This is a genomic window from Limnohabitans sp. Bal53 (assembly GCF_003063355.1).
Classification (GTDB): domain Bacteria; phylum Pseudomonadota; class Gammaproteobacteria; order Burkholderiales; family Burkholderiaceae_C; genus Limnohabitans_A.
Genome location: NZ_NESH01000001.1, coordinates 758,743 through 779,596, shown reverse-complemented (window position 1 = coordinate 779,596; position 20,854 = coordinate 758,743). Strand labels below are relative to the sequence as shown.

Sequence of the window (20,854 nt, the reverse complement as noted above, 5' to 3'; positions counted from 1 at the left end):
CCAAGGGTTGATCAAGTCCAGTTTTCAAGCTGCAGGCCTGCGACTTGCACAAAGGCTTTGTCGCTGCTCACCAAGGTGGCTTGGGCATGCAGTGCATGGGCTGCAATTTGGGTGTCCAGCGGCGCCAACGGTGTACCCAGGCTTTGCAACTGTGCGCGAACGGTGCCGTAGGTGTGGGCCACGGCGGCATCCCAAGGCAGCACTTCGACACGGCGCAAAAACTCTGTGACGGCTGCTTTCAAGGCCATGGCCTCGGGGCGCTTGGCCAGACCAAATGACAATTCGCCCGCCGTGATGGCCGAGATGCAAACGGTGTGCATGGGCACAGCCAGCAAGCGCTGAATGACTTGCGGGTGTCGTTTGATGATGTGGCTGACGGTGTTGGTGTCCAGCATGTAGCGCGGTGACATGGGCGTGCTCGCTGGTCAGTGATTGAGTGAAGGGGGCATGTCTTCAAATGGGTCTCGCTCGGGAGCTGGCGCGTGGCCTTGTGTTTGGCGTTCTTCGCTGCCCAAAAAGTCATCGGGCACTTGGGCTGCCAGAGCGGCGGTTAAAAAACCCTGCCAGTCTTCGGGCCGCCGAGACAAGATCACGTCGCCCGTGGCGGGGTCTTGTCGGATGAAGACTTCTGGGGTGTCAAACCGAAATGCGGCTGGCAGGCGCACAGCCTGGCTTCGGCCGTTGGCAAAAAGTTTGGCAGTTTGTGACATGGTGGCCTCCCTGGGTGCGAGCATATACCAAAGTATATGACGTGTATTGAGCATGCGCTACCCAAGGGGCATATCCAACGCCATGCCCACCCGCAGCCCCTCCCAAAAACTCTAAAAGCCTTGCGCGGCCCGTTAGGCGCTGCTGGCTGGGCCTTCGGATAAGCTTGAACAGTTCCTCCGAATGACTGCCGCTGTGCCACCAATGACCCCCATCGCCATCATCGACTTCGAAACTACGGGCATCTCGCCCAACATGGGTGACCGCGCCACCGAGGTGGCCATCGTCATACTCGAAGGCGGCCAGGTGGTGGACCGTTACCAAAGCCTGATGAACGCTGGGGTGCGGGTGAACAGTTTCATCACCCAACTCACGGGCATCACCAACGAGATGGTGCAGGCCGCGCCGCCTGCCGAGGAGGTGATGCGCGAGGCGGCGCGCTTTGTGGGCGGGCGGCCCATGGTGGCGCACAACGCGGCCTTTGACAAAAAGTTCTGGCAGGCCGAGCTGGCGCGTTGCGGGCAAGACGGCTCGCACGCTTTTGCTTGCACTTTGCTGCTGTCGCGCCGCCTGTACCCGCAAGCGCCCAACCACAAGCTGGGCACGCTGGCCGCGCTGCACCATTTGCCGTCGTCTGGTCGCGCCCACCGGGCCTTGGCCGATGCCGAGATGGCCGCGCATTTGCTGGCGCAGATGCAGCACGACCTGAAAACCCGCTACGGCTGCAGCCAGGCCGACCACGCTTTGCTGATGGGCCTGCAACGCACCAGCCGCCACATGGTGGGGCCGTACTTGAAGGCGCGTGCGCAGGGCTGAATAAAAGCGCATTTCAAGTCGAATTCGAAGTCGCATTCAAAGTCGCAAAATTTCCCGCATGATTTGGTAAATATCTTTACATGACATAGACTTGTGTCTTATGTCAAAGTCGCAAAAATTTCAGCTGTACGACGATCCGGCTCAGATGGAGCCCTTACTGCCCGCTGAGCACCGCATGGGTCCCCTGCTGGAGCGTTCGCATGACCTGATTCGCAAGGCGGACCGTTTGTCGGGCTGGTGCCCGAGCGGGGCGCTGCCGGGGCTGCGCTCATCGTTGCGGGCCATGAACTCGTATTACTCCAACAAGATCGAGGGTCAGCACACCTTGCCGCTGGAGATCGAGCAAGCCCTGCGCAACGATTACGCCCAGGACGCCGACAAGGCCCGACGCCAACGCATGGCGCTGGCCCACATGGCCACCGAGTCGCAATTAGAGGCGTTGTGGCCTGCGTGGGGCGGTGCCCAAGTCTGGTCGGTGCAGACCGTCTGCGATATCCACCAGGATTTGTTTGCCCGCTTGCCCGAAGCCGATCGCCAGCTTGAATCACCCTCTGGCCCCCAAACTTTGCAGCCCGGTGCTTTGCGTGAACGCGAGGTGAGTGTGGGGCGGCATGCTGCACCTGCTGCGGCGGCTTTGCCGGCTTTTTTAGCGCGGTGGTCCTCTGTGTATTCGGGGCTGCGCCGAGGCGAGCTGCAGCTGGTGGCCATGGCGGCGGCGCACCAGCGGCTGGCCTGGATTCACCCCTTTGCAGACGGCAACGGGCGTGTGGCGCGGCTGCACAGCCATTTGGTGTTGGGTCATATGGGATTGACCAACGGTTTGTGGTCGCCTTTGCGGGGCTTTGCCCGCACACACGAGGTGTATTACGCCAACTTGGCAGCAGCCGATGAACCCCGGGCAGGCGATCTGGATGGCCGGGGCAACCTGACTGAATCGGGTTTGATTCGCTGGATCGATTACGTGTTGGGCGTGTGTATCGACCAAGTCGACTTCATGTCGGGCTTGCTGTCGCTTGGTGGCATGAAGGACCGTATGGCGGCGTGTTTGGCCTACGAGGAAAACGTGGTCAAGCAAGGCGTGCGCGCCGAGGCTTTGCGGGCGCTGCATTACCTGTTTGCCTCGCAGGCCGAGCTGGACCGGGCCGACTTCAAAGCCATGCTGGGTTTGGGCGAACGCTTGGCCACGGCGCAGGTGTCTGCATTGCTCAAAAGGGGTTTGCTGGAAAGCGATTCGCCCCACGGCAAGCTGCGCTGGGGCGTGCCGCAGCATGCGCTGCGCTTTTACTTTCCGAGTTTGTGGCCAGAGGCCGAGGCGCAGGGCTAAAAGCCAATCAACAGACGTGTTTTATGACGTCACATTGATGAACGAGAACTACGCCCAGCCCGACTTGCCTGCGGGCGTGGATGCCGCTGTGCTGCGCCGCTTCTTGGTGGTGGACGCGGCCAGCATTGCGCAGGCTGCAACCAAAAGCATGAATTTTTGAGTTGTTTTTTTGCTCTGCGCAAACAAAGTCATGGTCAAATCGAACTCGTTTCCATGAGCTGTAGGAGCGGTCTCTGACCGCGATGAATCGCTAGACCCAGTCATCGCGGTCAGAGACCGCTCCTACAGCTCATGGCGGTTGGCGTGTTTTTTGAGCTCACACCCTTGTGCTTGAGGCGGTCGAAAAATCAGGCATCTCATCAAGAACATCCAACACGCAACCAGGCGCCTACATGGTGGCCAACCAAACCCTTTCATCCCAATCGCTGCGAAGGAGCTACCCGTCATGAAGTTCAAAAAAATTGCACTGGTCGGTCTGGCCGCCATCTTGGGTGCGGGTGCCTTGGGTTGGCAAAGTCTGGACAAGGAAACACGGGGTTTCTTGGCGGCGTTCCCCACCAACACCGACCTGCTGTTTTGGAGCACATCGCAGCGCGATGCAGCATTTCGGGCGCTGGACCGTTTGCCTTTTTTGGCCAAGCACCGCGTGGTGCCTGCGGGTGATAAGCCATCTGCTTTGCCCCCCGGCGCGCCGCTGGCGCTGCCTCTGGACGTTGATGCTTACATGCAAGGCCAGCGCAGTGCGGCGCTCATGGTGCTGCACAACGGCCAGGTGCGGCTGGAGCGCTACGGGCTCGACTTTGACAGCGAAGGCCGTTGGACCAGTTTTTCTGTGGCCAAGTCTTTGACCTCGACCTTGGTGGGCATGGCCGTGCGCGATGGCCACATCAAAAGCATGGACGACAAGGTCAGTGATTACATTGCCGAAATGAAGGGCTCGGCCTACGACGACGTCAGCATCCGCCAGTTGCTCACCATGACCTCGGGGGTGGCTTGGAACGAGAACTACGACGACCCGAAATCCGATGTGGCCCAGTTCAACAACCATAAGCCCAAAGACGGCGAGGACGCCGTGGTGAGTTACCTGCGCAAGCTGCCGCGTGCCGTGCCCGCCGGAACCCGCTGGCTGTACAGCACGGGCGAGACCAATTTGGTGGGTGTGCTCGTTGCGCGGGCCACCCAAAAAACGCTGTCGGACTATTTGTCGGAAAAAATCTGGCGGCCCGCTGGCATGGAACAACAGGCCACCTGGATTCTGAGCAAATCCGGGCAAGAGATCAGCGGCTGCTGCCTGCAAGCGGCCACGCGAGACTTTGCCCGTTTCGGGCAGTTCATCTTGAATGGCGCGCAAATCAACGGCCAGCCCACTTTGCCCGAGGGCTGGCTGCCAGAAGCCACCACCTCGCGCACCGGCATTGGCCAGCCCGGGCGCGGCTACGGCTACCAGTGGTGGACCTACGATGACGGCAGCTTTGCCGCCCGTGGCATCTTCGGCCAGGGCATCTTCATTGACCCGGCGCGCAAGCTCGTGATTGCCTCCAACGCCAACTGGGGCAACAACGCCACCGATCCGACGGCCACTGCCGCTCGGGAGGCTTTTTACGTGGCGGTGCAGCAGGCCGTGGATGCCGAAGTTGCCGAGGCTGCAGCCAAACGCTAGTGGGGGGCCTTCAAACACAAACGCTCAGGCTCGCGCAGCACCAAGCCCGCGTCGACCATGTCGGCCAAGGCGCGGTAGAGCGCTTCGTGGCTCACGCCCAGCTCAGCCGCCAGCGATTTGTAGCCCGCCGTCACGGCGCAGCAGCCGCCCTTGCCTTCGGTTTCCAGCCAGTGCAGCACCCGCGCTTGCACGCCCTTGAGGTTCAGGCGTTCGCATTGCAAGCGCAAGCGGCGCACCTCTTGGTTGAGCATACCGATCCAGCGCAGGGCAAAGGCGGGGTCGTGCGTGAGTGCTTGCAAGAGCGCGGGCACGGGCACTCGGGTGATGTGTGCGTCCACCACCACCACGGCGTCGCAGTGGTAGCGGGGCGACTGGAGGCTGGCTTCGCTCACAAAACCTTGCTGCGTGCGCTGTAGCACCACACTGCTGCCGTTGGCAGCGACCCGCTCCAGCACGACTTGGCCGGCATGGACCCAGAACAAATAGCGTGGTTGTTGGCCTGTCGTGAACAGCTTTTCGCCTTTGCGCAGCTGCAGTACCTCGCAGTCGGCCAACAGGGCCGGGGGCAAGAGGTCGAGCAAGCGCGGGTCTGTGGGTGTGGTGTTCATGTGATTGAAATCATATGAGAAAGCGCCGCCGCACCGCATACTGCCCGCATGAAATCCCCCTTCTTTGCCTTTGGCCAAACCCTGCCCGACTACGCGGTGCCTGTCTTCAACGAACGCGCGGTGCGTGCCAGCGCCGGCATTTTGTTTGTGGTGGCCTTCGCCGCCTTTGCCCAGGCTTTAATGCTGGGCCAATTCCAAACCACGCAGGTGTTTGTGGTGGCCTTTGTGATCGAGTTCGGCATTCGCCTTTTCATCAACCCGCGCTGGGCCCCGGCCATGATCATCGGCCAGTGGGTTGTGCGCGGCCAGGAACCCGAATATGTGGGTGCGCCACAAAAGCGCTTTGCCTGGGGCATTGGCTTGGCGCTGGGCCTGTGGATGCTGTATCTGCTGGTGATCGAGCGCAGCATTGGGCCGCTCAACATGCTGGTGTGTGGTACCTGTTTGTTGCTCATGTTTTTTGAAACCGCTTTTGGCATTTGCATTGGCTGCAAGCTGCACGACCTGCTCCGCCCCGAGCAAGCCCAGCTGTGCCCCGGTGGCACTTGCACCTACACACCACCGTCTGGCGCGGGCGGCCACTGGGGCCAAGCCTTGGTGCTGGTGGGTTTTGTGGCGGTGATGGTGGCGGTGGCGGGCTGGGTCAAGCAAGGCCCCGCCTTGCGCGGCATGCACCATCCGGGCATGCACAGCGCACCGAGCCAGCCCACGGGCAACGAGGAAGAACGCTGCCGTGTGCCCGATTTCGCCAAGGCCATGGGCCACGAAACGATTTGGAAACAACACAACGGCTGTCTTTGAAAGGACCCCACATGAACACCACTTTGACCTTTGACGTTGAGAACATCAAATGCGGCGGCTGTGAGAACTCCATCCGCAAAGGCCTGAGCAGCATTGCGGGCGTGAGCGAGGTGCAGATTGACCGCGAGCAGCAACGCATCACGCTATTGGCCAACGAGGCCGAGCGCAGCGCCATCGCCGACAAACTGCGCAGCATGGGCTACCCCGAACAAGGTTCGGTGACTGGTTTTCAGTCGGGCTTGGCGCAGGCCAAGTCGATGGTCAGCTGCGCGATCGGCAAAGTCAGCGCTTAAGCGTTTTCACTTTGAGGGCTCGGGCCAGTCCCGACAAGCTGTGCGCGTTGACATAATGGATGGCGTTTCTCTACCGATTCCCTCAACACCCACCGTCCGGAGTGCCCATGCTCGACCCGCAAGCCCAAGACCTGATGAACTTGATGATCGACAAGGGCATTCCCCCGGTTCACACCCAAACGCCCACCGAGGCGCGGGCCTCTTACCGGGCGCGGCGCAGCTTCACACAGCCCGATGCGCCCGAGGTGGGACGGGTGCAGGAACTGTCGTTTCAACATTCGGGTGTGGACATTGCGGTGCGTGTGTACCACCCGGCCGCGGTCAGCCCGGCCCTGCCTGCGCTGGTGTACTTGCACGGCGGCGGCTGGACCATTGGCGACTTGGACACCCACGATGTGCTGTGCCGCAGCCTGTGCCAGCAAGCTGGGGGTGTGGTGGTGGCGGTGGACTACCGGCTGGGGCCGGAGCACAAATTTCCGGCCGGCTACGACGATGCGGTGGCCGCCTGGCAGTGGGTGGCATCGCAAGCCGCGGCTTTGGGCATTGACCCGGCCCGCATCGCCATCGGCGGCGACAGCGCGGGAGGCAACCTGGCCGCTGCGGCATGTTTGGGCTTGCGTGACTTGGGCCTCAAGCCCGTCTTGCAGTTGTTGATTTACCCCAGCACCCTGATGGCCCCAGAGACCGCCTCGTACCAGACCAACGGCCAAGGCTACATGCTCACGCGCGAGTCGATGGCCTGGTATTCGGGCAACTATCTGCGCGGCCCGCAAGACACGCTGGACTGGCGAGCTTCACCCCAGTTGGCCACCAGCCACGCCAACTTGCCTCCGGCCTTGGTGTTGACGGCAGGTTTTGACCCATTGCGCGATGAGGGCCTGATGTACGCCGATGCCCTGAGCCGGGCGGGCGTGCCTGCGCAGTACATTTGTTTTGAGCGACAGATCCACGGCTTCATCACCATGGGCCGGGTGCTGCAAGAGGCCAACACGGCGGTGGCTGTGTGCGCCCAAGCGCTGCGCACCGCTTGGACGCAGGGCTAATCAGGCCTGATCAGCCCTGCACCACGGCCAGATAGGCTTGGCGGGTTTCGGGGCTGACCGCGTCGAGCGCTTGCTCGTAGCGGGTCTGGTGCTGGGCCACCATGCGGGCCGAGGCGATGGTTTTGGCGCGGCAAAACCAGTGGCAGCTGTGCTGCATCAAAAACATCTCGCCCATCATGCGAAAGGACCGCTCTTTGGGGGCCAGGCCCTGCGGGTTGCGCACGGTGCGCTCGATGCCTTGGGCGTGCACTTCCAGCAGACGGCGCATGTCAAACGTGGCTTTGGGTGAGAGCTGGTCGATGTAAGGCAGGGCCAGCTTGAAGCCACGCGTTTCGGGGGCGGGCAGTTTGGCAAATTCTCGCGCCAGATTTTTGAACTCGCTGGCCAGTTGATGCTCGGCCGCGTCCTGCAGTTGCAGGATGTGCTGCTGGCGCTCGGGGTCAGATTCGCCCAAGGCCCGCATGTAGGCACCGGTCAGCTGGGCCATGTTTTTTTCGATCTGAAAGGGGCGCAATTGCTCGGCCAGCAAGGCCGTGCGTTTGCGCTGTCCTTGGATGTTGAGCCAGTGGATGCCCATGGCCAGGATGAAGAGCAGACTGATGAATTCCATACGTGCAAAGTGTGCGGGCCGGATTGGCCAAGCCGACAAGTGTAGTGAGCTGGATGCACGCTCCTCTCAAAGGCCTTGCCGGGCACATGAAACACGGCCTTTATGACAGGCATTACGTGGTTTCGCCCACCAGTGCAGCAATTGGAGAGCGGACTCTAAAGTGCGGGTTTTCCCTTGTCACGGGCAGGGTGTGCTGTTCAAATTGCTGCATTGCAACAAAACCTCTCCAAGGAAACACCATGAACTTCAACACTGAACAATTCGCCGCTGCACAGCAAGCCAACCTGAACGTGGCCGCTGGCCTGTCGCAATCGGCTTTCGCCGGTTTCGAGCGCCTGGTCGAGCTGAACATGGCCGCCGGCAAAGCCGCTGTGGGCGAGTCTTTCGCCAACATGCAAGCCCTGATGGCCGCCAAGTCGCCTCAAGACCTGATGGCTGTGCAAGCCGCATTGGTGCAACCCGCCTTCGAAAAGTCGGTGTCTTACAGCCGTCACCTGACTGACATCGCCAACAGCACCGGCGCCGAGTTCACCAAGGCCGTCGAGAGCAAAATGGCCGAGTCCGAGCAAGCCGTCAAAAGCCTGGTCGAAAACAGCCTGAAGAACGCCCCCGCCGGTTCTGACGCTGCTGTGGCCGTGTTCAAAACTGCCTACGAAGCCAGCCAAAGCGCTGCCGAGACCCTGAAAAAAGTGGCCAAGCAAGCCGCTGACAGCGCCGAAGCCAGCATGAAGGCCGCCACCGCCCAAGCCGAAGCTTCGGTCAAGGCCGCCATGGGCAAGGCTAAAGCCAAGGCTTGAGCTTTGACTTCATGAGCCGGCCCTGAATACAGGGGCGGCTTTCTACAATCAGGGTGTCTTCGGACACCCTTTTTGTTTTGGATTGCCCATGTCACCTGCTGCCCCGCCCGCTTCTGTTCCCGTTTTGCACATCGAAGGCGGTGTGGCCACCATCACCTTGAACCGCCCGGCCCAGCGCAACCGGCTGGAAAACGCCGATCTCAAGGCTTTGCTGGTGCACTTTGACACGGTCAACCGCGATGAGGCTGTGCGGGTGTTGGTGCTCACCGCCAACACCAGTGGCCAGCCCAGGCCGGTGTTTTGCGCGGGCTACGACATTGGCGGTTTTGACGAGCCTGGGCATGGGTCGACGTTTTTTGAAGAAATTCCGGATGCCCTGGCCGCGATGCGACCGGTCACGGTGTGCGCCTTGAATGGCAGCGTTTATGGTGGGGCCACGGATGTGGTGCTGGCCTGCGACCTGCGCATGGGCCTGCTGGGCATTGAGTGGCGCATGCCGGCCACGGCGCTGGGCCTGCATTACTACCCCAGTGGCTTGCAGCGCTATGTCAGCCGTTTTGGCCTGGCGGCGACCCGGCGGGCTTTTTTGACAGCCCGGCCTTTCACCGATCGTCAACTGGAGGCTCTGGGTTTGTTTGAAGCCCTGGTCGGCCCGAGCGACTGGGCCGCGACCCAGCAGGCGCTGGTGCGCGATCTGTTGGCGCTGGCCCCCGTGGCCGTGCAGGAGACCAAACAATCGATTCGGGAAATCGAGGTCGGGCTGGGCGACGTGGCCCGCATGCGCGAGCGCGAGCAGCGCAGCAGCCAAAGCGAAGACTTTGCTGAGGGCAGGGCGGCTTTTGCTCAGCGCAGAGTGCCGGTTTTTACCGGCCGTTGAGGCTCTGGCGCACCCGCAGCGCCAGGCGCATCCACAACCCAGTTGCGGAGCCCAAGCGCTGCGCTATCAAGTTGGGCGCTTTGCTGTCGATACCTTTTGTGGAATGTCTTTTTCTGTGGACGGGTGCGCAATGAGATCAAGTGTTGGGTGGGCTGGTTTGCTGTGGCTGTGCGCTGCGCCTTTGGCGTGGGCGGGTCAGTACGTGCTGCAAGCCGGACAAACCCAAACCGTGCCCGTCGCCGCCCGGGTGGTCAATGGCGAGACGCGTTGCAATTTGCGCATCAGTGTGCCGGGTCAGGCCGATGTTGAGCGCGTGGTGCAAGCCCCGTTTTTTGACACGGCTGTGGCCATCACACCGCAAGATGAGGAATCCGTCACGGTGCGTTGGCAGGGCCAGGCCCGGCGCATCAACGACCAGGTGGTCAATGGCTGCCCCACCCAAGGCGAAACCCGCTTCATGGTGGTCAGCAGCAACGCCCTGACGCGGGCTGTTTGGGCGGGCATGCAGGCTCAAATGCCCCCAGCCAAGGCCGACTGTCTGCGCACCGCATTCGAGCTGGACCGGGTGCGACCCGAATGGTTTGACTTCAATGACCCGCAGCCCAGCGGCGAGGACGCCAAAATTGACCGGGCCTTTGCCCAATGCGAGGCATTTTTGGCCCGCCCCAAAGCTTGGGGGGCCCAAAGCCCGCAAGGCCATGCCTGCACCGTGGCGGGCATCAAAACCCGATGCGAGGGCTTTTTCACGGCCAACGTGAACGGCAAGGTGCAGACGATTTCGCGCGAAGCCGCCATCCAAAGGCAATTGCAAAATTTGCCTTGGAGCACTGGGGTGCGTGAGATCGCGTCCGTCAGGGCCTCGCGCATCCAGCAGGAAAAAGACCGCGTGGCCCGTGCTGCAGCCGAAGAGGCCGCCAAACTGCAGGCCATCGAAGACGCCAAGTTGCTCGCCGAGCGCCAGGCCCAAGAGGCCAAGGCCGCCGAGCAGCGTGCGCTGCAAGACAAGATCGCGGCCTTGAAGGCCCAGATTGCCGAAGAAAAAGCGCAGGCTGCACAAGAGAAGAATTGGGTCTTCCAGCAGATCGACAAAATCAGGGGGGTGCCAGCACCCGAAGCCAAGCCCCAAGAGGCCCCTCAACCCGCCAGCCCTGCTGCATCGGCGCCCCCAGCTGCGCCCGCATCTGCTGCACCACCGCCGGCACCACCACCGGCACAAGCGCCAACAGCGGCGAGCCCAGCCGCACCTAACGCGCCAGTGCCAGCGACGGCATCGACTCCAGCGCCGCTGCCGCCGCCCGTGGCCCCACCCGCCGCTGCGGCCACGCCTGGCTCCAACCCGGCAGCCAGGTCCTTGCCGCCTCTGCCGCCTTCTTGAATCCCTGCCTCAATGACAGCCTGAACCGGTGAACAAGGCGGGGGCAGGTAACACAAGCGACCGGCCCGGATGCGCCTTGCCCCTAAGATGAACGGGTGATTTACCCCTTCAAAAGCGCCGCGGCATGAAACCGCGCAAGCCTTGGTCCCCCACTCGCCAGTGGTCGCTCGCGCAGCACCGCAGCAGGCGAACCTTTGCCGCCTGGCCCGTGGCGGTGCGGGGCATGGTCTGGATGGTGCTGGGCGGGCTGCTGTTTTCTTTCCTGAACACCATCGCCCGTGAGTTGACGCTGCACCTGGACGTCTACCAATCGCAGTTCTTGCGGTATTTGTTTGGTTTGCTGGTCATCTTGCCCTGGGTTTGGCGTGACGGCTGGCGGGCCTATATGCCGGTGAACATGACGGGCCAGTTCTGGCGCGGTGGGGTGCACACGCTGGGGTTGGTGTTGTGGTTCACGGCTTTGCCCAAAATTCCCTTGGCCGACATGACGGCCATTGGCTTTACCGGCCCGATTTTCATCATGATCGGTGCGGCCTGGTTTTTGGGCGAGCCCATGCGCAAAGACCGCTGGATCGCCGCCATCATTGGCTTTGCAGGCGTGCTGGTGGTGGTGCTGCCCAAAATGTCAGGGGAGGGCGGCTGGTTTAACCTGGTCATGCTCGCCTCGTCGCCCGTGTTTGCGGCGTCTTTTCTCATCACCAAAGCCCTGACCCGGTACGAAAAAGCGGGCGTGATTGTGCTGTGGCAAGCGCTGACGGTCACGGTGTTGAGCCTGCCGATGGCGCTGCCCAACTGGCAAGCGCCCACCCTGATGCAGTGGATCGGCTTTGCTGCCACGGGCGTGCTCGGCACGCTGGCCCACTATTGCCTCACGCGGGCCTTCGCGCTGGCCGACATTTCTGCTACCCAGTCGCTGCGCTTTCTGGACCTGGTCTGGGCTTCTTTGCTGGGTTGGCTGGTGTTTGGTGACGTGCCCAGCCAATGGACCTGGGCCGGCGCCTTGGTCATCCTGGGCGCCACCGTCTGGATTGCCCGCAGGGAAAGCCTGAGAAAGCCTTCTTAGATGGTTTTGACGGGTATATTGATCACTTTATTTAACAAATCTGTGTTGGCCACTAGGCTGTGACGGGGGTTTTTCGTCATCGCGAGGGACGAAGCGATCCACGGGTTTAGAAGGCATGGATTGCCGCGCTTCGCTCGCAATGACGGGAGATTTTTTTGTCATCGCGAGGGACGAAGCGATCCATGGGTTTAGAAGGCATGGATTGCCGCGCTTCGCTCGCAATGACGGGAGATTTTTTTGTCATCGCGAGAGACGAAGCGATCCATGGTCTGCTGCGTCGCTTGGCGTTTTCAGGTGCTTGCCTTCATGCGTTCGACAAAGCAGTTGGCCAATACATCCAAAGGGAATTTTCGTGATCGACATCGAGCCTTTGCGCTTTGCCTGGACCCGGGGCGGGCCTGACACGCTGGTGCTGGGCCGCTTGCAGGTGGACCGTGGTCAGACTGTGTTTTTGCATGGCCCCAGCGGCTGTGGCAAGAGCACTTTGCTGGGTTTGTTGTCGGGTGTCTTGTCACCCCGCCAAGGGCGCGTGTCATTGCTCGGGCAAGACTGGGCCACTTTGAAGCCCGGCCAGCGCGACACTTTCCGGGCCGACCATGTGGGCGTGGTGTTTCAGCAGTTCAATTTGCTGCCCTACCTGAGTGTGTTGGACAACGTGACGCTGCCTTGCCGCTTTTCCAAACTGAGGCGCGAACGGTGTCAGGCCGCTGGTGGCCCCGAGGCCACAGCCCAAACCTGGTTGCAGCGCATGGGTTTGCCCGCGGCGCTTTGGAGTCGCCGCGCCGACGCCTTGTCGGTGGGTCAGCAGCAGCGTGTGGCCGCTGCCCGCGCCCTGATGGGTCAGCCCGAATTGATCTTGGCCGACGAGCCCACCTCGGCCCTGGATGCGGCCTTGCGCCAGGGTTTCATGGACTTGTTGCTGCAGGCCGCACGCGATGCGGGCAGCACCTTGGTGTGCGTGAGCCACGACGAACAACAGGCGGTGCGATTTGATGTGCAATGGTCTTTGCCCGCCTTGCAGCAAGCGGGGGTGAGCGCATGAACAGCCTTTGGCACATGGCGCGCAGCAGCGCCTGGAACCGGCGCAGCACGCTGGTGTGGGTGGTGGTGTCGCTGGCGCTGGCCACCGCCTTGTTGTGGACGCTGGAGCGTTTGCGCCACGACATCCGCCACAGTTTTTCGCAATCGGTCAGTGGTGTCGATTTGATTGTGGGCGCGCGCAGCAGCCCCGTTCAGCTGATGCTTTTTTCGGTGTTCCACATCGGCAGCGTGCCGCAAAGCATGTCCATGGACAGCGTGCACAAATTGGCGCAGCACCGCTCGGTGTCTTGGGTGGTGCCCTTGAGTTTGGGGGACTCGCACCGCGGCTTTCCGGTGCTGGGCACCACGCCCGCGTTTTTTCAGCACTTTGCCTATGGTGACAAACAGCCGCTGGTCTTGCAGCAAGGCGCGCCGTTTGCGGACACGCTCGATGGTTTGTACGAGGCCGTGATCGGGGCCGAGGTGGCGCGCAAGTTGGGCTATGGCTTGGACCAAAGCATCACGCTGGGACACGGCATGCACGACCACGGTCATGATCACGAGGAAGCAGGCGAAGAGGCGGATGAACACGCCGACAAGCCCTTCAAGGTGGTCGGCATTCTGGCCCCCACCGGCACCCCGGTGGACCGTTCGGTGCAAGTGAGCCTGAAGGCCCTCGAAGCCATCCACTTGGACTGGGTCGCGGGCACGCCCATGCCCGGCGGGGAGATTCCGGCCGACCAAGCGCGCAAATTCAATCTGGAGCCGGAAGAAGTCACGGCCGCCCTGGTGGGCCTGAAAAGCCGTGCGGCGGTGTTCAATGTGCAGCGTTTTGTGAATTTTTACGAAGCAGAAGCCCTGATGGTCGTGATGCCCGGTGTGGCGCTGGGCGAGCTGTGGTCGGTGCTGGGCGTGGGCGAAAACGCTTTGTTGGCCGTGTCTGCCCTGGTGGCTTTGGTGAGTGTGGTCTCGCTGGTGGCCGTGGTGTTGGCGGGCCTGAACGAGCGCCGCCGCGAACTGGCGGTGTTGCGCGCCGTGGGGGCCGCGCCGCGCCATGTGCTGGGCTTGCTCACTTTGGAGGGGGTGTGGGTCACCTGCGCCGGGGTCGTGTTGGGTGTGCTGCTGGCGCACGCGGGCATGGCGCTGGCCACGCCCTGGCTGCAGCAGTCGCTGGGCATTCGCTTGCAACTGGCAGCGCCTTTGCCCACGCAGTTGGCGCTGGCGGGCGCGGTGTTGTTGGCCGGGTTGCTGGCCAGTCTGGGGCCCGCCTGGCGGGCTTACCACTTGTCCTTGGCCGATGGCTTGTCGCCGCGCGTGTGAGGTGCAGGGTCAGCGGTCAATCTGTTGTTGCAAAATCAGTTGAAACGACAACAGGAATGGGAGTTCAGGGATGAAACAAGTCACGAGGTCTTGGCCAGTGAGCCTGCTGCTGGTGGTGCTGTGCGCCTCGGCGGTGCAGGCGCAAAGCGTGCGCGAGACCGCGCGCGAGACGGTGCCGCAGGTCCAGCCCGCCTTGTCGGCCGAAGCCCCACCGCCCGGTGCCAGCTTGCCTGGCCGCACCCGCACCATCGGGTGGGAACAGCTGATTCCGGCGGGCTGGGACCCCTACAAAGACCTCAAGGCACTGAACCTGGACAAACTCCAGGACAACGACCCGAAGGCCGAGGAAGCGTTGAAAAAAATGCGCAAGATGTGGGACAACGCGCCCATTAATCCGCTGATCTTGGGTGAAAGCGTGCGCCTGCCGGGTTATGTGGTGCCGCTGGAAGACCTGGCCACAGGCATCAAGGAATTTTTGCTGGTGCCTTACTTTGGCGCATGTGTGCATTCGCCCCCGCCCCCGGCCAACCAGATCGTGCATGTGCTGCTGGACAAACCCGCCAAAAACCTGCGACTGATGGATGTGGTCTGGGTGTCGGGTCCCTTGAGTGTGACCAAAACAGACTCGCACATGGGCGTGGCCAGTTACCGCATCGATGCCAAAGCGGTGACGCCTTACCAAGAAAAAAAGCGCTGATCAATCCGGGTTGGATACACCCGAGGCCACATGCCCTGAGGGTACATGCCGCGCCGCCGACTCGATGTGCCCAGTCTGGTCGTCAAAGAAAAAGTCCGGCTCGAACTCGCGCAGAAATTCGCCCTTGGGCAAACCGCCCAAGAACATCGCTTCGTCCACCTCGATGTTCCAGTCCATCAGGGTGCGGATGGCGCGTTCGTGCGCCGGGGCGCTGCGGGCTGTGACCAGCGCGGTGCGGATGCGCATGGCGGGCGTGCCCGCTTGCTGCAGTTGGTGCAGCGCTTGCAGCACAGGCTTGAATGGTCCGGCCAGCAGGGGCTGGCCAGCCTTGTCGCTTTCGTGCTTTTGAAAGGCCGACAGTCCCTCGGCTTGGAACACCCGCTCGGCTTCGTCCGAAAACAGCACGGCATCGCCGTCAAAAGCGATGCGCACCTCGTGCGGGTGCGCTTCGGAAGCCAGCGCCGAATGCGGGTAGACCTGCGCTGCGGGCACACCGGCGTCAAGGGCGGCGCGCACATCTGACAAATGGGTGGACAAAAACAGGTTGGCATTGAGCGGACGCAGGTAGCGCCACGGCGGCTGCCCGCGTGTGAAGCTGCCGCGCTGGATGGGCAGGCCGTAATGCTGCGCCGAGCGGAACACCCGCATGCCCGAGACCGGGTCGTTGCGCGAGAGGATCACCACCTCCACGCGCTGCGCATCGGCGGTGTTGAATGCCAGCAGCTTGCGCACCAAAGAAAAGGCCACGCCGGGTTTGGCGGGCGCCTCCAGGCGATCGAGCTGCAGCTTCATGTACGCGCGGTCGTCGCCTTGTTCGAACACCTTGTTTTCTTCTTCAAAGTCGAACAGGGCGCGAGACGAGATGGCCACGACCAACTGGCCTTCAAGGGATGCGGGCATCGAGGGCTCCTTTGGACACGGTGAGAGGCATGGGTTGGTGGTTCATCGGACCCACTGGTTCAGTTGCATGATGGGCATCAGCACGGCCAGCACGATCAGCATCACCATGCCGCCCATGGCCACGATGAGCAGGGGCTCCAGCACCGTGGCCAAAGCCATGGCGCGGCGCTGCACCTCGCCCGACAGTTGCGTGGCGGCCCGCTGCAGCATGACAGGCAGTTGGCCGGTTTGTTCGCCCAGCCGCGCAAACATGGACAGCAGGCCCGGAAAGCGGGCGTTTTGCGCCAGCGCCGTGCCCAAGGGCGCGCCCTCGCGCACGCGCACCAGAGCCTCCAAAGCGTCGGCCCGCAGGGCCTGGTTGGACAGGGTGTCGGCTGCCGCTTGCAGCGCTTTGAGGATGGGCACACCCGCGGCCGTGAGCATGGCCAGTGTGGAGGCGAAGCGGGCGCTGTTGTAGCCCCGGGCCAGGCGACCGATCAGGGGCAGGCGCAGCCAGGCCGCGTCAAAACGCAGACGCAGCGCCGCTTGGCGCATGGCGACCCGAAAAGCCATCACGCCGCCCGCGATCGAGAGCAGCATGAACCAGCCCCAGGTGCGCACAAAGTCGCTGATGGCCAGCATGGCGACCGTGAGGCCCGGCAGCTGCCGTTTGGTGCCCGCAAACACCCCGGCCACTTGCGGCACCACCGAGGTGACCAAAAAAATCACAATCGCCAGCGCCACCAGGCTCACGATGGCCGGGTACAGCGAGGCCGACAGCAACTTGGCCCGCAAGACCTGCTGGTCTTCCAGGTCGTTCGCAAGCTGGTTGAGCACATCCGACAAGTGGCCGCTTTGCTCGCCCGCTGCGATCACCGCGCGGTCGATGGCGGGAAACTCTTGTGGAAATTGCGCCAGCGCCCGGCCCAGTGTGCTGCCCGAGTTGATGTCGGCGCGGATGGCGGCCAGCAGGAGGCGTTGTTTGTCGTCATCGGCCTCTTCGCTCAGGGCGGCCAAGGCGCGTTCGACCGGCAGGCCGCTGCCCACCAGGCCCGCCAGCTGGCGTGTCCACACGGCGCGTTCGCTGGTGCTGAAAGCACGCCCGCCGCCGATGGGGCGTTGCCACCAGGGCAAGTCACGGGTCGCTTCGCTGGCCGAGCCCGAGGCGATGGCTTCGACCAACAGCGGCACCAGTTGTTGCCCACGCAATTGCGTGCGTGCGGCTTTCAGGCTGTCGGCTTCGAGCGTGCCTTTGCGCAGGGCACCATCGGTTTGCAGGGCTTCGAATCGGTAAGCAGGCATGCAGCATCAGTCCCGTGTGACGCGCAGCAGCTCTTCGGCGCTGGTGATGCCTGCATCCACCAAGCGCTGACCGTCGTCACGCATCAGCACCATGCCTTGGGCCAGGGCCGTGGCGCGCAGGTCGGCTTCGGCCGCGCGGTGGTGGATCTGGGCACGGATCTCGTCGGTGGCCACCAACAGCTCAAAAATGCCGGTGCGCCCCGAGTAACCGGTTTGACCACAGGCCTCACAGCCCGCGCCATGGCATGCGGTGCAGCGCTTGCGCACCAGGCGCTGGGCCAGCACACCCAATAGGGAGGAGCTGAGCAAAAACGGCTCCACGCCCATGTCGATCAGGCGGTTGACGGCACTGGCCGCATCGTTGGTGTGCAGCGTGGCCAGCACCAAGTGGCCGGTGAGTGAGGCCTGAATGGCAATTTGTGCGGTCTCAAAGTCGCGGATCTCGCCGATCATGATCACATCCGGGTCTTGCCGCAAGATGGCGCGCAGCGCCTTGGCAAACGTCAGGTCGATCTTGGCATTCACCTGGGTTTGACCCACGCCGGGCAACTCGTATTCGATGGGGTCTTCCACCGTCATGATGTTGTTGCGCGTGGCGTCCAGGCGCTGCAGCGCTGCGTACAGGCTGGTGGTTTTGCCCGAACCCGTGGGGCCGGTCACCAGCAAGATGCCGTGCGGTTGCTGGATCAACTGGTCCACCTGCTGGAGCACTTGGCCTTGCATGCCCACGGCTTCCAGGGTCAGGCGTGCTTCGCTTTTGTCGAGCAAGCGCAGCACGGCGCGTTCGCCGTGCGCACTGGGCAGGGTGGACACGCGCACATCGACGGCGCGTGCGCCCAATCGCAGGCTGATGCGGCCGTCTTGGGGGAGTCGTTTTTCGGCAATGTCGAGTTCGGCCATGATTTTCAGGCGCGAAATCAGTGCGGCATGCAGCGCCCGGTTCGGTTGTACAACCTCACGCAGGGTGCCGTCTATGCGAAAACGCACACTCGAGTGGCGCTCATAGGGCTCGATGTGGATGTCGCTGGCGCCGTCGCGTGTGGCCTGGGTGAGCAAGGCGTTGAGCATGCGGATGATGGGCGCGTCGTCGCTGGCTTCGAGCAGGTCTTCCACGGCGGGCAACTCCTGCATCATGCGCGAGAGGTCGGCTTCGGACTCGACCTCGCTCACAACCGCTGCAGCGGTGGATGCGCCATGCGCCTGGCCACCCGAATAGGCTTCGTGGATGCGCTGGGCCAGCTCGGCGGGGCTGCAGTGCTGCATCTGCAGGCCTTGGTGCTGGCCGGGGGCGGCGTATTTGCGCATGACCTCGGACATCGCTTGGCGCTCGCTCTCGTTGCACCAAAGCAGGCACAGGCGCTGGCCATCGTCTTCCAGCAGCAAACGGCTGGTGCGGGCAAAGGCGTAGGGCAGGGGGTGGCGCATGACGGGCTCAGGGCTGGCGGGTGGGCGTTGCGGGCGTCACGGGTGGAGCAGCAGAGGGGGACGCATCGGCAGAAGGCGCCACAGGTGTCACAGTGGGCGACGTGTCCACGGGCGGCAGCACCGCCGAGCCCGCCACAGGCAGCTGCCCGGTGGGCAGCGGCTGAAAGCCTTGCTGCTGCAAACGCATTTGCTCGTAGCGGCCCATTGACAGGGCTTCGGCCGCCGCGCCGTCGCGCACCACCACCGGGCGCAAGAACACCATCAGGTTGGTCTTTTTGCGGCTGCGGGCCTCGGACTTGAACAGGTTGCCAAACAAGGGGATGTCGCCCAGGCCCGGCACTTTTTCCTGGCTGTTGGTGGTGTCGTCTTGCAGCAAGCCCCCCAGCACCACGATGGCGCCATCGTCCACCAACACGGTCGATTCGATCGAGCGCTTGTTGGTGATCAGCCCCGCCGAAGACGAGCTGCGTGTGTCGATGCTGCTGACTTCCTGGAAGATTTGCATCTTGACGGTGCCGTTTTCGCTGATCTGGGGTTTAACGCGCAGCGTCAGGCCCACGTCCTTGCGCTCAATCGTCTGGAAAGGGTTGACCGCACCGCTGTTGCTGTTGTTGGCCGTGTACTGGCCCGTGACAAAGGGCACGTTCTGCCCGATCACTATCTTGGCCTCTTCGTTGTCCAGCGTGAGCAAGTTGGGCGTGGACAGCACGTTGGAGTCGCCATCGGCTTGTAAAAAGCGCGCCAGCGCACCCAAGGCCAGCACGCCGTTGCGCCGTTGGCCCAGCGCCAGGTTGAAGCCGGGTGCGAGTACGGGGGTGCCTGCTGCCACGCCAGCGGCCAGGTCGAACACGTTGGCACCACCCACCCGGAAGTTGGTGCCCAGCAAGCCCACGGCGCTGCCGCTGTTGCCGGTGCCGCTCATCCACTGCACGCCAAACTCGGCGGCCTTGTCGGCGTTGACTTCGGCGATCAGGCTTTCCACAAACACCTGAGCGCGGCGCTGGTCGAGCATGTCGATTACGTTGCGCAGTTGGCGGTATTGCGGCTCGGGCGCGGTGATGATGAGGGCGTTGGTGGCCGGGTCGGCCTGGATCTGGCCGCCAGTGGACGGCTGAGCCGAGGCGCTGAGGCTGCCAGCCGCAGCGCCCCTTGCAGCCGGGTTGCTGGGCGAAGTGCTGGCGACTGCACCGCTGCGCGCCTCGCCTGCGATGGCGGCGCGCAAAGTGGTGGCCAGTTGGGTGGCGTCGGCGTTTTTCAGGTAGACCACATGGATGTTGCCGCTGGCTGCGCCTGCGCCGGTGGCACTGGGCTGGTCGAGCTGGTCCACCAAGCTGCGCACCAGGGCCAGCCGTGCCGGGTTGGCCGCCCGCACGATGAGCGAGTTGGTGCGCACCTCGGGGATGACCGTGGTCTTGAACCCGTTGTCCGATTGGCCTTGGGCCGCCGGGGCAGCGGCCGCGCCCGATTCGATCAGGCGTTGCACCATGGGGGCCAGGTCGCCTGCGATGGCGTGGCGCAAGCGCAGCACCTCGACGCCTGTGGCGTTGGACACGTCGAGCGCCGCGATGATGCGGCCCAGGCGCTGCAGGTTGTCGCTGTAGTCGGTGATGACCAAGGCGTTGGTGCCGGGGTTGACGTTGATGGTGTTGTTGGGGCTGATCAGGGGGCGCAGCACCGGCACCAGGTTGTTGGCGGTTTCGTGGTTGAGCTTGAAGATTTGTGTGACGATTTGCCCGGTGCCGGTGGGCACGGCCCCGGCCGACACGGTGCTGGTCTGGAGTTTGGCCTCGGCCTCGGGCACCACGGTGTAGAGCCCGGCCGACTCCACCAGCGCAAAACCCTGGGTGCGCAACTGCGCAGCAAACAAGCGCAGGGCTTGGGCCGGGGGCACGGGCACGTTGCTCGACAGTGACATGGTGCCTTTGACGCGCGGGTCCACCACGACATTGGCGCCCGACAAGGTGGCCAAGGTGCGCGCCACGGCTTCGATTTCGGCGTTCACAAAATTGAGTGTCACCGGCTCCCGGCGCGATGCCTTGAGGGCGGGCGGGTTGGCGATCGGATTGGCCACCGAGTTGGCGACGGGCTTGTCCGCGTTTTGGGCATGCGCTGCGGGCGCGAGCCAGCCCATGGCTGCCAAACAGGCCATGGCCAAAGCGCTGTGGGGCCAGCGGGCACGGTTCAAGGGGCGCATGTGAGCAAAGTCGTTCATGGTGTTCAGGTCTTGAATCGGTGG

General features: G+C 63.1%; 23 protein-coding genes. 15 read left to right on the top strand and 8 right to left on the bottom strand.

Going from position 1 to position 20,854, the window contains the following annotated elements; genetic code table 11:
• Positions 1 to 11 precede the first annotated feature (11 nt).
• Positions 12 to 410, bottom strand: coding sequence for a type II toxin-antitoxin system VapC family toxin (locus B9Z50_RS03740; protein WP_199221656.1), 399 nt, complete (start codon positions 408 to 410; stop codon positions 12 to 14).
• Positions 411 to 425: 15 nt separating this feature from the next.
• Entirely contained in the window at positions 426 to 710 is a 285-nt protein-coding gene (locus B9Z50_RS03735) for an antitoxin (protein ID WP_108362276.1), read from the bottom strand.
• A gap of 202 nt (positions 711 to 912) precedes the next feature.
• Here B9Z50_RS03735 and B9Z50_RS03730 point away from each other — a divergent pair, with 202 nt between their 5' ends.
• The 4 genes from B9Z50_RS03730 to B9Z50_RS03715 all read left to right on the top strand — a co-directional run bounded on the left by B9Z50_RS03730 (position 913) and on the right by B9Z50_RS03715 (position 4,508).
• Positions 913 to 1,524: a PolC-type DNA polymerase III gene (locus B9Z50_RS03730; protein WP_108362275.1), complete on the top strand. Its 612-nt coding sequence runs from the start codon at positions 913 to 915 to the stop codon at positions 1,522 to 1,524.
• A 100-nt stretch (positions 1,525 to 1,624) separates the two neighbouring features.
• Positions 1,625 to 2,848 (top strand): Fic family protein, encoded by a 1,224-nt coding sequence (locus B9Z50_RS03725; protein WP_108362274.1) that lies wholly within the window; start codon positions 1,625 to 1,627, stop codon positions 2,846 to 2,848.
• 16 nt (positions 2,849 to 2,864) lie between these two features.
• Complete coding sequence (locus tag B9Z50_RS03720; protein WP_199221671.1) at positions 2,865 to 3,008, top strand: hypothetical protein; 144 nt, start codon at positions 2,865 to 2,867, stop codon at positions 3,006 to 3,008.
• A gap of 285 nt (positions 3,009 to 3,293) precedes the next feature.
• Entirely contained in the window at positions 3,294 to 4,508 is a 1,215-nt protein-coding gene (locus tag B9Z50_RS03715; RefSeq protein WP_108362272.1) for a serine hydrolase, read from the top strand.
• Here B9Z50_RS03715 and B9Z50_RS03710 read toward each other — a convergent pair.
• The gene (locus tag B9Z50_RS03710; protein WP_158270625.1) at positions 4,505 to 5,116 is read right to left on the bottom strand and encodes a Crp/Fnr family transcriptional regulator; all 612 of its coding nucleotides are present in this window, start codon (positions 5,114 to 5,116) and stop codon (positions 4,505 to 4,507) included. The two genes, B9Z50_RS03715 and B9Z50_RS03710, sit on opposite strands and share 4 nt — an antisense overlap.
• 48 nt (positions 5,117 to 5,164) lie before the next feature.
• Here B9Z50_RS03710 and B9Z50_RS03705 point away from each other — a divergent pair, with 48 nt between their 5' ends.
• The 3 genes from B9Z50_RS03705 (at position 5,165) to B9Z50_RS03695 (ending at position 7,253) form a co-directional block, all read left to right on the top strand.
• Positions 5,165 to 5,917 carry a DUF4395 domain-containing protein gene (locus tag B9Z50_RS03705; RefSeq protein WP_108362270.1) on the top strand — a complete coding sequence of 251 codons (753 nt, stop codon included), beginning with the start codon at positions 5,165 to 5,167 and terminating at the stop codon, positions 5,915 to 5,917.
• Between the two features lie 11 nt (positions 5,918 to 5,928).
• Positions 5,929 to 6,210, top strand: a complete 282-nt coding sequence (locus B9Z50_RS03700; protein ID WP_199221655.1) for a heavy-metal-associated domain-containing protein — start codon at positions 5,929 to 5,931, stop codon at positions 6,208 to 6,210.
• Positions 6,211 to 6,317: 107 nt separating this feature from the next.
• The gene (locus tag B9Z50_RS03695) at positions 6,318 to 7,253 is read left to right on the top strand and encodes an alpha/beta hydrolase (RefSeq protein ID WP_108362269.1); all 936 of its coding nucleotides are present in this window, start codon (positions 6,318 to 6,320) and stop codon (positions 7,251 to 7,253) included.
• Between the two features lie 10 nt (positions 7,254 to 7,263).
• Here the strand turns inward: B9Z50_RS03695 and B9Z50_RS03690 are convergent, their stop codons facing one another.
• Positions 7,264 to 7,863, bottom strand: coding sequence for a hypothetical protein (locus B9Z50_RS03690; RefSeq protein WP_108362268.1), 600 nt, complete (start codon positions 7,861 to 7,863; stop codon positions 7,264 to 7,266).
• Between the two features lie 239 nt (positions 7,864 to 8,102).
• On the opposite strand from B9Z50_RS03690, the gene phaP reads away from it, so the two are divergent.
• The 8 genes from phaP to B9Z50_RS03655 all read left to right on the top strand — a co-directional run bounded on the left by phaP (position 8,103) and on the right by B9Z50_RS03655 (position 15,012).
• Positions 8,103 to 8,660 carry a TIGR01841 family phasin gene (gene phaP, locus B9Z50_RS03685; RefSeq protein ID WP_108362267.1) on the top strand — a complete coding sequence of 186 codons (558 nt, stop codon included), beginning with the start codon at positions 8,103 to 8,105 and terminating at the stop codon, positions 8,658 to 8,660.
• Between the two features lie 88 nt (positions 8,661 to 8,748).
• Positions 8,749 to 9,537: an enoyl-CoA hydratase/isomerase family protein gene (locus tag B9Z50_RS03680; protein ID WP_108362266.1), complete on the top strand. Its 789-nt coding sequence runs from the start codon at positions 8,749 to 8,751 to the stop codon at positions 9,535 to 9,537.
• Positions 9,538 to 9,667: 130 nt separating this feature from the next.
• Positions 9,668 to 10,912 carry a hypothetical protein gene (locus tag B9Z50_RS03675; RefSeq protein ID WP_108362265.1) on the top strand — a complete coding sequence of 415 codons (1,245 nt, stop codon included), beginning with the start codon at positions 9,668 to 9,670 and terminating at the stop codon, positions 10,910 to 10,912.
• Positions 10,913 to 11,036: 124 nt separating this feature from the next.
• Entirely contained in the window at positions 11,037 to 11,975 is a 939-nt protein-coding gene (locus tag B9Z50_RS03670) for a DMT family transporter (protein ID WP_108362264.1), read from the top strand.
• 182 nt (positions 11,976 to 12,157) lie between these two features.
• Complete coding sequence (locus tag B9Z50_RS17545; protein WP_158270624.1) at positions 12,158 to 12,331, top strand: hypothetical protein; 174 nt, start codon at positions 12,158 to 12,160, stop codon at positions 12,329 to 12,331.
• Positions 12,328 to 13,017, top strand: a complete 690-nt coding sequence (locus tag B9Z50_RS03665; protein ID WP_108362263.1) for an ABC transporter ATP-binding protein — start codon at positions 12,328 to 12,330, stop codon at positions 13,015 to 13,017. The genes B9Z50_RS17545 and B9Z50_RS03665 overlap by 4 nt, the downstream gene beginning before the upstream one ends.
• Positions 13,014 to 14,315, top strand: a complete 1,302-nt coding sequence (locus B9Z50_RS03660) for an ABC transporter permease (protein ID WP_108362262.1) — start codon at positions 13,014 to 13,016, stop codon at positions 14,313 to 14,315. Before B9Z50_RS03665 ends, B9Z50_RS03660 begins: the two co-directional genes overlap by 4 nt.
• Before the next feature lie 70 nt (positions 14,316 to 14,385).
• Positions 14,386 to 15,012: a DUF3299 domain-containing protein gene (locus tag B9Z50_RS03655; RefSeq protein ID WP_108362261.1), complete on the top strand. Its 627-nt coding sequence runs from the start codon at positions 14,386 to 14,388 to the stop codon at positions 15,010 to 15,012.
• On the opposite strand, the gene B9Z50_RS03650 is transcribed toward B9Z50_RS03655, so the two are convergent.
• From B9Z50_RS03650 to gspD, 4 genes are read right to left on the bottom strand one after another with little or no spacing between them, the layout of a single operon-like run.
• Entirely contained in the window at positions 15,013 to 15,912 is a 900-nt protein-coding gene (locus B9Z50_RS03650; protein WP_108362260.1) for a 5'-nucleotidase, read from the bottom strand.
• Between the two features lie 42 nt (positions 15,913 to 15,954).
• Positions 15,955 to 17,193 (bottom strand): type II secretion system inner membrane protein GspF, encoded by a 1,239-nt coding sequence (gspF, locus tag B9Z50_RS03645; protein WP_108362259.1) that lies wholly within the window; start codon positions 17,191 to 17,193, stop codon positions 15,955 to 15,957.
• Positions 17,194 to 17,199: 6 nt separating this feature from the next.
• Complete coding sequence (locus B9Z50_RS03640) at positions 17,200 to 18,618, bottom strand: GspE/PulE family protein (RefSeq protein WP_108362258.1); 1,419 nt, start codon at positions 18,616 to 18,618, stop codon at positions 17,200 to 17,202.
• A gap of 7 nt (positions 18,619 to 18,625) precedes the next feature.
• Positions 18,626 to 20,830: a type II secretion system secretin GspD gene (gspD, locus tag B9Z50_RS03635; protein ID WP_233249735.1), complete on the bottom strand. Its 2,205-nt coding sequence runs from the start codon at positions 20,828 to 20,830 to the stop codon at positions 18,626 to 18,628.
• Between the last annotated feature and the right edge of the window lie 24 nt (positions 20,831 to 20,854).